Source organism: Gordonia sp. (in: high G+C Gram-positive bacteria), from assembly GCF_020438995.1.
Taxonomy (GTDB): domain Bacteria; phylum Actinomycetota; class Actinomycetes; order Mycobacteriales; family Mycobacteriaceae; genus Gordonia.
In genome coordinates, this window is record NZ_JAGQTN010000173.1 from 1 (window position 1) to 12,711 (window position 12,711).

At 67.3% G+C, this 12,711-nt stretch carries 11 protein-coding genes and 1 pseudogene; 7 read left to right on the forward strand and 5 right to left on the reverse strand.

Going from position 1 to position 12,711, the window contains the following annotated elements; all coding sequences use genetic code 11:
* From KDB67_RS12795 to KDB67_RS12815, 5 genes are all read right to left on the reverse strand, one after another.
* A partial coding sequence (locus tag KDB67_RS12795) for a hypothetical protein (protein ID WP_291016207.1) occupies nucleotides 1-963 on the reverse strand: 963 nt, incomplete at its 3' end.
* Between the two features lie 184 nt (nucleotides 964-1,147).
* Complete coding sequence (locus KDB67_RS12800) at nucleotides 1,148-3,313, reverse strand: malate synthase G (protein WP_291016208.1); 2,166 nt, start codon at nucleotides 3,311-3,313, stop codon at nucleotides 1,148-1,150.
* 193 nt (nucleotides 3,314-3,506) lie between these two features.
* Nucleotides 3,507-4,976 carry an NADP-dependent phosphogluconate dehydrogenase gene (gene gndA / locus KDB67_RS12805; protein ID WP_291016209.1) on the reverse strand — a complete coding sequence of 490 codons (1,470 nt, stop codon included), beginning with the start codon at nucleotides 4,974-4,976 and terminating at the stop codon, nucleotides 3,507-3,509.
* A gap of 46 nt (nucleotides 4,977-5,022) precedes the next feature.
* Entirely contained in the window at nucleotides 5,023-5,970 is a 948-nt protein-coding gene (locus KDB67_RS12810; RefSeq protein WP_291016210.1) for a M56 family metallopeptidase, read from the reverse strand.
* Nucleotides 5,971-6,103: 133 nt separating this feature from the next.
* A complete protein-coding gene (locus tag KDB67_RS12815) occupies nucleotides 6,104-6,502 on the reverse strand; it encodes a BlaI/MecI/CopY family transcriptional regulator (RefSeq protein WP_291016211.1) in 399 nt (132 codons plus the stop codon).
* A 448-nt stretch (nucleotides 6,503-6,950) separates the two neighbouring features.
* Here KDB67_RS12815 and KDB67_RS12820 point away from each other — a divergent pair, with 448 nt between their 5' ends.
* The 7 genes and pseudogenes from KDB67_RS12820 to KDB67_RS12850 form a co-directional block, all read left to right on the forward strand.
* The gene (locus KDB67_RS12820; protein ID WP_291016212.1) at nucleotides 6,951-7,391 is read left to right on the forward strand and encodes a PaaI family thioesterase; all 441 of its coding nucleotides are present in this window, start codon (nucleotides 6,951-6,953) and stop codon (nucleotides 7,389-7,391) included.
* A complete protein-coding gene (locus KDB67_RS12825) occupies nucleotides 7,388-8,641 on the forward strand; it encodes an aldolase (protein ID WP_291016213.1) in 1,254 nt (417 codons plus the stop codon). Before KDB67_RS12820 ends, KDB67_RS12825 begins: the two co-directional genes overlap by 4 nt.
* Before the next feature lie 83 nt (nucleotides 8,642-8,724).
* On the forward strand, nucleotides 8,725-9,381 hold the full coding sequence (locus KDB67_RS12830) for an urease subunit gamma (protein ID WP_291016214.1): 657 nt from the start codon (nucleotides 8,725-8,727) through the stop codon (nucleotides 9,379-9,381).
* 1 nt (nucleotide 9,382) lies between these two features.
* Nucleotides 9,383-11,101 (forward strand): urease subunit alpha, encoded by a 1,719-nt coding sequence (locus KDB67_RS12835; protein WP_291016215.1) that lies wholly within the window; start codon nucleotides 9,383-9,385, stop codon nucleotides 11,099-11,101.
* 50 nt (nucleotides 11,102-11,151) lie between these two features.
* Nucleotides 11,152-11,772 (forward strand): urease accessory UreF family protein, encoded by a 621-nt coding sequence (locus KDB67_RS12840; RefSeq protein ID WP_291016216.1) that lies wholly within the window; start codon nucleotides 11,152-11,154, stop codon nucleotides 11,770-11,772.
* Between the two features lie 48 nt (nucleotides 11,773-11,820).
* A complete protein-coding gene (ureG, locus tag KDB67_RS12845) occupies nucleotides 11,821-12,519 on the forward strand; it encodes an urease accessory protein UreG (protein WP_291016217.1) in 699 nt (232 codons plus the stop codon).
* Nucleotides 12,509-12,711 (forward strand): annotated as a pseudogene (locus KDB67_RS12850) (urease accessory protein UreD); the annotation flags it as partial. The gene ureG and the pseudogene KDB67_RS12850, both read left to right, overlap by 11 nt.

Below are 12,711 nucleotides of genomic sequence, written 5' to 3' on the forward strand. Positions count from 1 at the left end.
CAGATTCGCGGCGAGCCGGATCAGCGGGTAGTCCGCGATGGGGGTGGGACCGCCCGGCACGATCGCCATCACCTTGGCGCTCTTGTCGTCCTTGGTCAGTTGGTACAGCTTCTGCTCGGTGATGGGGACAGCCCTGATCGGTGCGGTGGCGATGTCGGGGCCGATGGCCCTGACGGCTGCCGACGCCGTGCCGTCCTGACTTTCGGGCGCACCGTTGATGAGGGCGTTCACCACCGACGCGACCCGGGGCAGTGCCGCGTCGGCGGCGGTCAGCGGTCCGGCGGAACGGGTCAGTGCCGACGCGACGGCCTGTGCCGCCAGACTTGTCGCGTCCGATTGCGAGCCGCGTGGCATCGCCATCCGCAGCGAACCGATACCCGGCAGCCCCCATGCCGCCAGGCTCCCGTCGGTCGACTGCATGGTGGGCAACTGACTCCACTGGAGCTTGTTGTCGACCTTCACCCCGAGCCGGGGATGAACTGCCAGCACCACGGGGGTGGTTACGAGGGAGGTCGGGGTGCCTTCGATAGCCTCCGGCCGCACGGTCGCCAGTTCCGCGGACCAGATGGTCGATTGGGGTATCCAGGCCGCAGGGCGGGCGCCCATCGACGCCGTGTCCCAGGTGCCTGTCAAGCCTTCGAGAGTGATCTTGGCGTCCCCGGCGCGAACGTGCACGTTGATGCAGTGATCCCTGATCACGGGATTGGTATCGGTGAACGCGGCGGCGACCTTTGTCAGCACCCCGACGAGATCGGGGTCGGCGACGATCGGGACAGGTAGGTTGCCCTCCACACACGAACGCGCGGCGTTGTCGCCTTCGGTATCCGACTTGTTCGCGAAGTGCTGCCAGGCGGCGACCATGGCGATCACGATCATCACCGACATGATGCCGAACAGCAGACCACGGCTGACGCCACGACCCTGTGGCGCCCGACCGCCACCGCTTCTCCGGTGCTGTGCCACTCCTGGAGCCTTTCGCGTCTCGTCCAACAAGGGAACACCCGAACAGCCATGCGCGGTGGGTCGGCCGACATACAACCGGGCCGCCACGATCTCGAATCGAGAAGGTGGCGGCCCGGCCGGTTCATGACTGCTTGACGCTCATGACCGGTCGGTCGTACGTCGCCGGCCGGTCATGGTTCAGGATTCAAGCCTGGGCGGCCTTGTACTCCCGGCGCTTGCGATGCAGGATCGGCTCGGTGTAGCCACTGGGTTGCTTCGCGCCTTCGAGGATAAGCTCCTTGGCCGCCTGGAAGGCGATATTCGACGCGAAGTCCGGTGCCATCGGCCGGTAGTCGGGGTCGTCGGCGTTCTGCCGGTCGACGACGGGAGCCATCCGTTCGAGCGCGGCGACCACGTCGTCGGCGGTCACGATGTCGTGGCGGAGCCAGTTGGCCAGCAGCTGGCTGGAGATGCGCAGGGTGGCGCGGTCCTCCATGAGCGCGACGTCGTGGATGTCGGGGACCTTGGAGCAGCCGACGCCGTGGTCGATCCAGCGGACGACGTAGCCCAGGATCGACTGGCAGTTGTTGTCGAGCTCTTCCTTCTTCTCCTCGTCCGACCAGTCGGTGCTCGGTGCCAGGGGAATAGTGAGGATGTCGTCGACCGATGCCGGATCACGCTTGGCGATCTCGTTCTGGACCTCGAACACGTCCACCTGGTGGTAGTGCATGGCGTGCAGCGTGGCGGCGGTGGGCGAGGGCACCCAGGCGGTGGTGGCGCCTGCGCGCGGCTGACCGATCTTGGTCTCGACCATCTGCGCCATGAGGTCGGTCATCGCCCACATACCCTTGCCGATCTGCGCCTTGTGCTGCAGGCCGGCGTGCAGGCCGGTGTCGACGTTGAAGTCCTCGTAGGCATTGATCCACTTCTGCTGCTTCATCTCGCCCTTGCGGATCACCGCACCCGCCTCCATGGAGGTGTGGATCTCGTCGCCGGTGCGGTCGAGGAAGCCGGTGTTGATGAACACGACGCGGCTCTCGGCGGCCTTGATGGCTGCCTTGAGATTGACCGTGGTGCGGCGTTCCTCGTCCATGATGCCGACCTTGAGGGTGTTCTCGGGCAGCCCGAGAACACCCTCGACGCGACCGAACAACTGCGCGGTGAACGCCACCTCGTCGGGTCCGTGCATCTTGGGCTTGACGATGTAGATCGACCCCGTGCGCGAGTTCTGCTTGCCCTCCGCCGACAATCCGTGCTTGCCGATCAGCGAGGTGAACAGCGCGTCCTGGATACCCTCGGGAACCTCGTTGCCGTCGGCGTCGAGGATCGCCGGGTTGGTCATCAGGTGACCGACGTTGCGGACGAACAGCAGCGACCGGCCGTGCAGGTCGAAGGTCGACCCGTCGGGCGCCGTGTACTCGCGGTTGTCGGCCAGCACGCGGGTGAACGACTTGCCACCCTTGCTGACCTCCTCAGCGAGGTCCCCTCGGTTGAGGCCGAGCCAGTTGCGGTAGCCGACCACCTTGTCGTCGGCGTCGACGGCGGCGACCGAGTCCTCGAAGTCCATGATCGTGGTGATCGCCGACTCCAGGACCACGTCCTTGATGCCCGCGGGATCGGTCTGGCCGATCGGCGACGACGGATCGATCTCGATGTCGATGTACAGGCCGTTGTTGCGCAGCAGCACCGAGGTGGGGTTGGCGGCTTCGCCGCGGAACCCGGAGAACGCCGCCGGGTTGGCGAGTGCGGTCACCGCGTCACCGCGGCTGACCTGCAGCGCGCCGTCGACGATCGCGAGACCGGTCACGTCGGCGTAGCTGCCCGACTCGAGCGGAACGGCCTGGTCCAGGAAGTTCTTGGCGTAGGCGATGACCTTGTCGCCGCGGACCTTGTTGTATGCGCCGACCTTCTCCGCACCGTCCGTCTCGGGGATGACGTCGGTGCCGTACAGCGCGTCGTAGAGCGAGCCCCAGCGCGCGTTGGCGGCGTTGAGGGCGAAGCGCGCGTTGAGGATGGGCACCACGAGCTGCGGCCCGGCGGTCTCGGCGATCTCCGAGTCGACGCCCGATGTCGAGATCTGGAAGTCCTCGGGAACATCGACGAGATAGCCGATCTCGGTCAGAAACGCCTTGTAGGCGGGGAAGTCGACTGCGCCGGGGTGATCGCGGTGCCACTGGTCGATCTTGGCCTGCAGGTCGTCGCGGATGGCGAGCAGCTCGCGGTTGCGGGGAGCCAGATCGTTGATCACGCCCGCGGCACCCGACCAGAACGCCTCCTGGTCTACGCCGCTGCCCGGCAACGCCTCGTTGTTGATGAAGTCATACAGGACGGGTTCGACCTGCAAGCCGTGGACGTTGATCCGGTCGGACATGGCTGCCTTTCTTCGATGTCACCACGCCGGGCCGAAACAGCACCCGAACGCGGCGGTGGGTGGAGCGGAACTGACACGACAATGCTACTCGCCGGTAATTTAAGGTGTTCCGGCGCAGTCTTCGGTGTCGGCGATTCCACGCATTCGATGCAGATCGATTCTCGCAGAAGGCCGACGCGGTCGGCGATACCGACTAGGCGGTGACTTCCGAACGGTCGCCGCCCCACAGGGTGTGGAAAGAGCCCTCCTTGTCGGTCCGGCGGTAGGTGTGTGCACCGAAGTAGTCGCGCAGACCCTGGGTGAGGGCGGCGGGCAGACGCTCGCTGCGCAGGGCGTCGTAGTAGGACAGCGACGAACCGAACGCGGGCACGGGGATGCCCGTTGCCGCGGCGGTGGCCACCACCCGGCGCCAGCTGTCAACGCCGGCTTCGACGGCCTCGCGGAAGTACGGGGCCAGCAACAGGCTCGGCAGCTGCGGGTTCTCCGCATAGGCCTCGCGGATGCGGTTGAGGAACTGGGCCCGGATGATGCAGCCGCCGCGCCAGATGGTGGCCAGCGCGCCGGGGTCGACGTCCCAGCCGTATTCCTTGCTGCCCGCGGCGATCTGATCGAAGCCCTGTGCGTAGGCGACGACCTTGGACGCGTACAGCGCGGCGTGGATGTCGTCGATGAAGGTGTCCTTGTCGGTGGGCGCGGCGGCGAGGGTGCCCGCCGACAGACCAGCGGCAGCCTTGCGCTGGTCGGTGGAGCTCGACAGCGCCCGGGCGAAGACGGCCTCGGCGATGCCGGTGGTAGGGATGCCGAGGTCGAGTGCGGACTTGACGGTCCAGCGGCCGGTGCCCTTCTGGCCGGCCTCGTCGACGATGACGTCCACCAGTGGCTTGCCGGTCTCGGCGTCGACCTGCGCCAGCACCTCGGCGGTGATCTCCACGAGGTAGCTTTCGAGGGCGCCGGTGTTCCAGCGTGCGAAGACCTCGGCGATCTCGGCGGTGGGCAGATCCAGGACCCGCCGCAGCAGGTCGTAGGCCTCTCCGATGAGCTGCATGTCGGCGTACTCGATGCCGTTGTGCACCATCTTGACGAAGTGTCCACTGCCGTCGGGGCCGATATGGGTACAGCACGGCACACCGTCGACATGGGCGGCCACCGACTCCAGCAACGGGCCCAGGGACTTGTACGACTCGGCCGGGCCGCCGGGCATGATGGCAGGTCCGTTGAGAGCACCCTCCTCGCCGCCGGAGATGCCGGCGCCGACGAAGTGCAGACCGCGCTCGGCGAGCGCCTTCTCACGCCGGATGGTGTCGGTGTAGAGCGCGTTGCCGCCGTCGATGATGACATCGCCGGGCTCCATCGCGTCGGCGAGGCTTTCGATGACGGCGTCGGTCGCGGCTCCGGCCTGCACCATGATCAGCGCACGCCGGGGGCGTTCGAGTGCGGCGACGAACTCCTCGACGGACTCGCTGCGGATGAAGTTGCCCTCGTGCCCGTGCTCGGCGAGCAGTGCGTCGGTCTTGGCGACGCTGCGGTTGTGCAGCGCGACAGTGTAGCCGTTCCGGGCGAAGTTCCGGGCAATGTTGGAGCCCATGACGGCCAGCCCGGTGACACCGATCTGCGCCAGTGGCGCGGAGGAGTCGGGGCCGGCAGCGGTTTCAGGAGTGGTCATAGCCACAATCCTATGGGTTCAACCTATCCGGGGTGTCGCGGACCACTCAGGACGCGGCAAACAGTCGGGACAACTCCGTGAGCCAGGGAATCGCGACGGCGAGCGTCGGGACGACAAGGATGGCCGCGGCCGTGGTGTAGGCCGCTGCGGAAACCCACCGCGGCGACCGCGGATCACGCAACCGGTGAACGCGTGTCAGGGTCGTCGGACCGCCGACGGCCATCGCTCCCCGCGGCGCGACCGCATCGGCGCAGGCGACGAGCGCCCGGCCGAGGGTGGTGGGGGTGGTGGCGGCGACGGCCTGATCGTCGGCAAGCGCTTCCACCAGCAGTTCGACCGCGCCCAACGCCGATTTGCTCCGGACGAAGCGTGGGAAGGCCTCGTGGAGTGCGATGAACGCCTCGAGGACCAGATCGTGCCGTGCGCGCAGGTGAGCACGTTCGTGGGCGAGCACCGCGCGCAGCTCGTCCTCCGACAGCCGGGCGACCACGCCTTCGCTGATGACGACCCGCTGGCGTAGCCCGGGCAGACAATAGGCCAGGGGAGTGTCGACGTCGATCATGCGGACATCCCGGGCGAACAGGGAATTCTCCGATGAATGGTCGCACCGGTCGAGGAGGTCGATGAGGTGCCGGTGCGCGGCCCGCCGGGCGCGGGTCCGTACTCCGACGCGAATGGTGGTGTAGAACAGCCGGACGCCGATGATCAGGGTGATGGCGAGGACCGTGACGGACACCAGCCACAACGGCAGGCCGATTCGGTCAATCTCCTGGACCGGGTTGGTGGTGGGGGCGCCGTCGGCCCCGGGCTCGAGAAGATTGGACGCGATGGCGAGGCCGCAACTGAACGCGGAAAGTACCCCGGCCAGTGCAATTGCCTGCCACAGAGTCATCGCGGCCCGCGGTGCTCTGATCTGCCAGCGTGCGCGGGATAACAACTCCGCTGCGGGCCAGATCAGGATCACGGTCACGACACCGAAGATCAGGGCGGTCATCGGGTCATCCTTGAGCTGTGTACGGGGAGGGCTGGTGCGCCGAAAAGCCTGTGTGCCGAATGGCTCACTTGCCGTAAGGCCACGGCCGGTCGGTCACGTCAGTTATGTCACCGAGTCGTCCGTGTGCACAAATCTAGCCTGCGCGATCGTGATCTCGTGCGGCTTCGAGCGCATCGAGTGCGTCGCGCAGCGCGGCGGCCTCCTCGGCGCCGACGCGGCCGACGAACGACACCAGTGCCGCATGCCGGGATCCGGGGGCATCGGCCTCACTGAGCGCGTCGACCATGAGGCTGGCGACGAGGTCTTCGCGCGGATGGGTGGGCACGTACTTGTGCGCACGGTCGTCGCGGATCTGGGTGACGAGGTTCTTCTTGGCCAGGCGCTGTAGGACGGTCATCACCGTGGTGTAGGCGAGGGAGCGGTTTCGTGACAGGGATGCGTGGACCTGACGAACAGTCTGCGGCTGCGGGCTACCCCACAGGGTATCCATCACCGCGCGCTCCAAGTCACCCAAACCGTTCATCTTTCTCATCTTACTGCGTTCCTCCCCTGATGCTCTGTTCTGTATCCGGCGGCCGCCTGGTGGACGGCTACCGCTGTGTGGGCTGCGGGACTGGCTCGGCGTGGTGTCGTTGCTGGTCAGGTGCCCCTTTCGTGGATTGTGATCATGAGCTTGACAACATCGGTAAGGGTAGCCTACATTAAGTGCAACGTCGGACCGCGCGAGAGTCCTGAGGGCTGCAGAGACCCCCGGTCCACGTCACGAAAGGCCCTACCTCTCCAACGAGAGGTAGGGCCTTTCGGTTCCTCCAGGGTGGATTTCGTTCACGCCGCGTACAACTCACCTTCGTCGTCGGCGGCGTGTGACCGGCGCCGGTGGAATCCGGGTGATGTCCGTCACAGTAGGAAGGCGCTGTACTGATGAACGGCCGGACCGGCCTCGTGATGACAGCGCCCGGAGGCCGTGACAACCTTGGACCATGAGCGAACTCAATGTTGAGGACATCCTGAACAATCCGGCTGCCAATGCCGGTTTCGACGCGCAGATCGGCCAGCAGATCACCGCGATCGACGTCGACGGTCTCACCGCCACCCTGGAGGTGTCCGCCAAGCATCATCAGCCGTTCGGGATCGTCCACGGCGGCGTGTACTGCGCGGTCGCCGAGTCGGCGGCCAGTGTCAGCGGTGCCTACTGGCTTCACCAGACCGGCATCGGCGGTACCGCGGTCGGCGTCAACAACAGCACCGACTTTCTCCGGTCCGTGCGCTCGGGCACCATCACCATCCGCACCAGCCCGCTGCACCGCGGACGGCGCCAGCAGCTGTGGGCGGTCGAGTTCACCGATGCGGACGGCAGGGCATTGGCCCGGTCGCAGGTGCGTCTGCAAAATATCGAACTGCCGACGAACGGCGGTGAGTGAGCGCCGGCGACACCCCGCGCACACTCGCTCCGGCCGTGCGTGGGCGCATCGATCAACTCCTCACGCCGGTCGACGCCGATCTGGCGGCGCTCTACCCCGGTGACGATCCTGTGGGTCAGCCGGCGCACACCGTGTACGTCAGTGCTGCGGACTCGAACGCCGGCACACCCCGCGAATGGGGAGAACGGGCGCTCGCGCTGGCCACGGACACCGCGGCTGTTCTCGGAGAGATCGGTGACGAGCACACGATCTCGATCGTGCTGGAAAGGTTGCGGACCAACCCGATCGAAGACCTGCGCATCGATCTCGAGGACGGCTACGGATGGCGCCCCGACGATGTCGAGGACGCCCACGCGCGCGCCGCGGGCCGCACACTGCGGGAATGGTCGGCCGATCGTCCGCACGCGCCGCGCAGCCTCGGTGTCCGGGCCAAGGGGCTCGGCGCCGCCGAACGGCCCCGCGGCCTGCGAACGCTGGAACTGGTGCTCGACGCCGCAGGCGGTGTTCCCGCCGGATTCGTCTTCACGGTCCCCAAGCTGCGCGATGTCCGGCAGGTCGACGCGGTGAACGTCCTGTGCGAGGAGTTCGAACGGGTACACGGGCTCGACGAGGGTGCATTGCGGTTCGAACTGCAGATCGAGATACCGCAGGCGGTCCTCGGTCCGGACGGGACTGCGACGCTGGCGCAGGCGATACATCGCGGCCGGCCGCGGTTGTCCGGGTTGCACTACGGCACCTACGACTACAGTGCCGCCTGCGGCGTCGTGTCGGCACAGCAGTCGCTGGCACACCCCGTCGCCGACCACGCCAAGGCCGTTATGCAGGCCGCGGCCGCGCAGACCGGCGTGTGGGTCAGCGACGGGTCGACCCAGGTGCTACCCACCGGCTCGCCGGACAACGTCGCGGCGGCGCTGCGACGGCACCATGCGCTGGTCGTCCGTTCGCTCGAACGTGGCATTTATCAGGGCTGGGACATGCATCCCGGTCATCTGGTGACCCGATGGCTCGCCGTCACCGGATTCTTCCGCGGCGCCATGGCCGGCGCGGCGGCGCGGCTGCAGGCCTACTTCGAGAGATCCGGTGGGGACGTCGCCGACGAACCGGCGACCGCGATGTCGTTGTCGCTGGTCATCGGGAGGGGTATCGCCGCGGGTGCCTTCACTTACGACGAGGTCGCTGCGATCGCGCCGTCGGTGACCGAGGTCGCGCTGGAGTCCCTGCGGGCCGGCGGAGGAGCGCTCGCGGACTGATCTGCTCACCGAGCCACGCGACTCACTCCGTGGCAGGATGACCAGAATTGATCCTGAACCGACGATGCTGAGGAGATGACGCCGTGCGCCTGTCGCCGCATGAGCAAGAACGGCTACTGGTCTCGTACGCCGCGGACGTGGCCCGGCGACGGCAGGCCCGCGGACTCAAACTCAACCACCCCGAGGCCGTGGCGCTGGTCACCGAGCATGTCCTCGAAGGCGCGCGTGACGGCCGGTCGGTGGCCGAGCTGATGACCTCGGGCCGGGAGGTGCTGACCCGCGACGACGTCCTCGACGGCATCGCCGAGATGCTGCACGACGTACAGGTGGAGGCCACTTTCCCTGACGGAACGAAGCTCGTCACCGTGCACAATCCGATCGACCCCGGACCGGGATCGGCGCGGGTTCCGGGCGAGGTGATCGCGGAGGACGGCGACATCGAGCTGAACGTCGGCGCCGAACCGGTGACGCTCGTCGTGACCAATACCGGCGACCGACCCGTTCAGGTCGGCAGTCACGTCCACTTCCCCCAGGCCAACGGTGCGCTCAGCTTCGACCGGACCGCCGCCTATGGCCGCAGGCTCGACATTCCCGCCGGCACCGCGGTGCGATTCGAACCGGGCATCGAGATGACGGTGACGCTGGTCCCGCTCGGCGGCACCCGCGAGGTGTACGGCATCTCGCTCGACGCCCCCGGCAAGCTCGACGCCACCGGCCCCGATACCCCCGAGGAGATCTGACATGGCACTTCTCGGACGCGACCGGTACGCGCAACTGTTCGGGCCCACCACCGGCGACCGGATCAGGCTCGCCGACACCGACCTGCTGATCGAGGTCACCGAGGACCGCTCCGGTGGCCCGGGACTGGCCGGTGAGGAAGCGGTGTTCGGTGGCGGCAAGGTGATCCGCGAGTCCATGGGGCAGAGCCGCGCCACGCGCGCCGACGGCGCCCCCGACACCGTCATCACCGGCGTGGTGGTGCTCGACCACTGGGGAATCATCAAGGCCGACCTGGGTATCCGGAACGGACGGATCGTCGCACTGGGCAAGGCAGGCAATCCCGACACGATGACGGGGGTGCATCCGAAGCTGGTCATCGGACCGTCGACCGAGGTGATCGCCGGCAACGGCAAGATCATCACCGCCGGAGCCATCGACTGCCATGTGCACTTCATCTGCCCACAGATCATGGACGAGGCGCTCGGCAACGGGATCACCACATTGATCGGCGGTGGCACCGGACCGGCCGAGGGCAGCAAGGCCACCACCGTCACCCCCGGCGCCTGGCATCTGGCGTCGATCCTGGCCGCGACCGACCACTGGCCGATGAACATCGCGTTGCTCGGCAAAGGCAACACCGTCAGCGCCGCGGCTATGCACGAGCAGATCCGCGCCGGTGCTTCGGGTTTCAAACTGCACGAGGACTGGGGCTCGACCCCGGCCGCGATCGATGCCTGCCTGCGAGTGGCCGACGAGACCGGTGTTCAGGTGGCCCTGCACTCGGACACCCTCAACGAGGCCGGGTTCGTGGAGGCCACGCTCGGGGCGATTGCCGGACGCGGCATCCACGCCTACCACACCGAAGGCGCGGGTGGCGGCCACGCACCCGACATCATCACCGTCGCCGCCTACCCCAATGTGCTGCCCTCCTCCACCAATCCGACCCGGCCGCACACCGTCAACACCCTCGACGAGCATCTCGACATGCTGATGGTGTGCCATCACCTCAATCCGACCGTTCCCGAGGATCTGGCGTTCGCCGAGAGTCGTATCCGGCCGTCGACGATCGCGGCCGAGGATCTGCTGCACGATCTGGGGGCGATCTCGATGATCGGCTCGGATTCGCAGGCGATGGGCCGGATCGGTGAGGTGGTACTGCGCACTTGGCAGACTGCGCACGTGATGAAGGTCAAGCGCGGTTCGCTGCCCGGCGATGGCCGGGCCGACAACGTGCGTGCCCAGCGGTACGTCGCCAAGTACACGATCTGCCCGGCGGTGGCGCACGGCTTCGACAACGAGATCGGTTCGGTCGAGGAAGGCAAGCTCGCCGACCTGGTGCTGTGGGATCCGGCGTTCTTCGGGGTGCGCCCGGATCTGGTGATCAAGGGCGGGGCGATCGCCTGGGCGGCGATGGGGGATGCGAACGCGTCGATTCCCACCCCGCAGCCGGTGCTGCCTCGCCCGATGTTCGGCGCCGCACCCAAGGCGGCGGCCGCAACGTCGATCAGTTTCGTCGCTCCCGGTGCGCCTGCCGATCTCGCCGGCCGAATCGGGGTGGACCGGAAGCTGGTGCCGGTCAAGAACACTCGCAAGGTCGGCAAGGCGGACATGCCCGGCAACGATGCCTGCCCGCGCATCGAGGTCGACCCGGACACCTTCACCGTTCGGGTGGACGGCGAGGTGTGGGAGGCCGAACCGGTGGCCGAACTGCCGATGGCGCAACGGTACTTCTTGTTCTGATGAAGGCTGTTCCAATAGGGCTTTCCGGGATCGGCCAGGCGCCATTGGCAATGATGTTGAGCCTGGCTGATTCCCGGCTGCCGGTGGGTGGTCACGTGCATTCCGGCGGCATCGAGCAGGCAGTTGCCGACGGTGATGTGCGCTCGGTGGTCACCCTGGCTGATTTCCTGCGCCGGCGTGTCGAAACGGCCGCGCTAGTGGCGGCGTCGGTAGCTGCTCAGGTTGCGGGCGGCAAGCTGAGTGTTCAACGCGCCCAACGCGAAATGGATGCCAGAACCCCGTCGGGCGCCGCCCGGCAGGCCTCGTACTCTCAGGGCAGGGGAATGGTGCGGCTGGCCAAAAGGCTGTATCCGCAACATGATTGGCACGAACACAGTCCGGTGAGTCATCTCCCGGTGATCAGTGGATCGGTGGGTGTGGTGGCGGGACTCTCACCGCAGCAGACGGCGCTGGTGCTGGTGTACACGACGATGAGCGGTTCGGCCACCGCGGGCCAGCGCCTGCTGGCGCTCGATCCCGCCGACGTCGCCGTCACGATCGCCGAACTGTCCCCGTTGTGCGAGCAGGTCGCCGAGGAGGCGACCACCGGACTCGCCGACCTGTCCGACCCGATCTTCGACCTCTACGCCGAACGGCATGCCCGTCGCGAGATGCCCCTTTTCATGTCGTGACCACCGCCGCACTATTCACGCCGCACTATCGACAAGGAGCGAGAACCCATGCCACCCCATCTGATCGACGGTGAGCCGCACAGCCACGACCAGGATCGGCCCCGCCGCCATCGCGAACCGGGCGAGGCGCTGCGTATCGGCGTGGGCGGACCCGTCGGGTCGGGCAAGACCGCGCTGGTGGCCGCGCTGTGCCGGGAGCTGCGTGACGAACTGTCGCTGGCGGTGGTGACCAACGATATCTACACCACCGAGGACGCCGACTTCCTGCGCCGGCACGCCGTGCTGCCCGACGAGCGCATCACCGCCGTGCAGACCGGCGGCTGCCCGCACACCGCGATCCGCGACGACATCACCGCCAACCTCGACGCCATCGACGACCTGATCGCCGCGAACCCGCCGCTCGATCTGATCCTGGTGGAATCCGGCGGCGACAACCTGACCGCGACATTCTCGACCGGACTGATCGACGTGCAGATCTTCGTCATCGACGTCGCCGGCGGCGACAAGGTGCCGCGCAAGGGCGGTCCGGGCGTCACGTTCTCGGACCTGTTGGTGGTCAACAAGACCGACCTCGCCGAGCGCGTCAACGCCGATCTCGATGTGATGCGCCGGGATTCGGCGAAGGTACGCCAGGGTCGCCCGACGGCGCTGATCTCCCTGACCGACGATCCGTCGGCGAGCGAGGTGCTGGCGTGGGTGCGCACCCAACTCGCCGAATACGCGGCATCCCCGGTTGATGTTCACTGATGTCACGGTCGTCGCCCGCTCGGATGCGTCGATCCACACCGCGGCCACCGGTGGGCTCGCCGTGCGTCGTACCGGTCCGGCGCGGCTGCACTTGATCTCCACGGCCGCAACACCTCTGGGCGGTGATGAAATCCGTATCCGCGTGGTCGTCGAGGCCGGTGCGCGGCTCGAACTCGGATCGGTCGCCGCCAC

Coding starts and splice junctions, on each gene's coding strand:
- ureG (WP_291016217.1), top strand. CDS start 11,821: ATGCCACCCCATCTGATCGACGGTGAGCCGCACAGCCACGACCAGGAT.
- KDB67_RS12810 (WP_291016210.1), bottom strand. CDS start 5,970: ATGACCGCCCTGATCTTCGGTGTCGTGACCGTGATCCTGATCTGGCCC.
- KDB67_RS12835 (WP_291016215.1), top strand. CDS start 9,383: ATGGCACTTCTCGGACGCGACCGGTACGCGCAACTGTTCGGGCCCACC.
- KDB67_RS12840 (WP_291016216.1), top strand. CDS start 11,152: ATGATGTTGAGCCTGGCTGATTCCCGGCTGCCGGTGGGTGGTCACGTG.
- KDB67_RS12815 (WP_291016211.1), bottom strand. CDS start 6,502: ATGAGAAAGATGAACGGTTTGGGTGACTTGGAGCGCGCGGTGATGGAT.
- KDB67_RS12820 (WP_291016212.1), top strand. CDS start 6,951: ATGAGCGAACTCAATGTTGAGGACATCCTGAACAATCCGGCTGCCAAT.
- KDB67_RS12800 (WP_291016208.1), bottom strand. CDS start 3,313: ATGTCCGACCGGATCAACGTCCACGGCTTGCAGGTCGAACCCGTCCTG.
- gndA (WP_291016209.1), bottom strand. CDS start 4,976: ATGACCACTCCTGAAACCGCTGCCGGCCCCGACTCCTCCGCGCCACTG.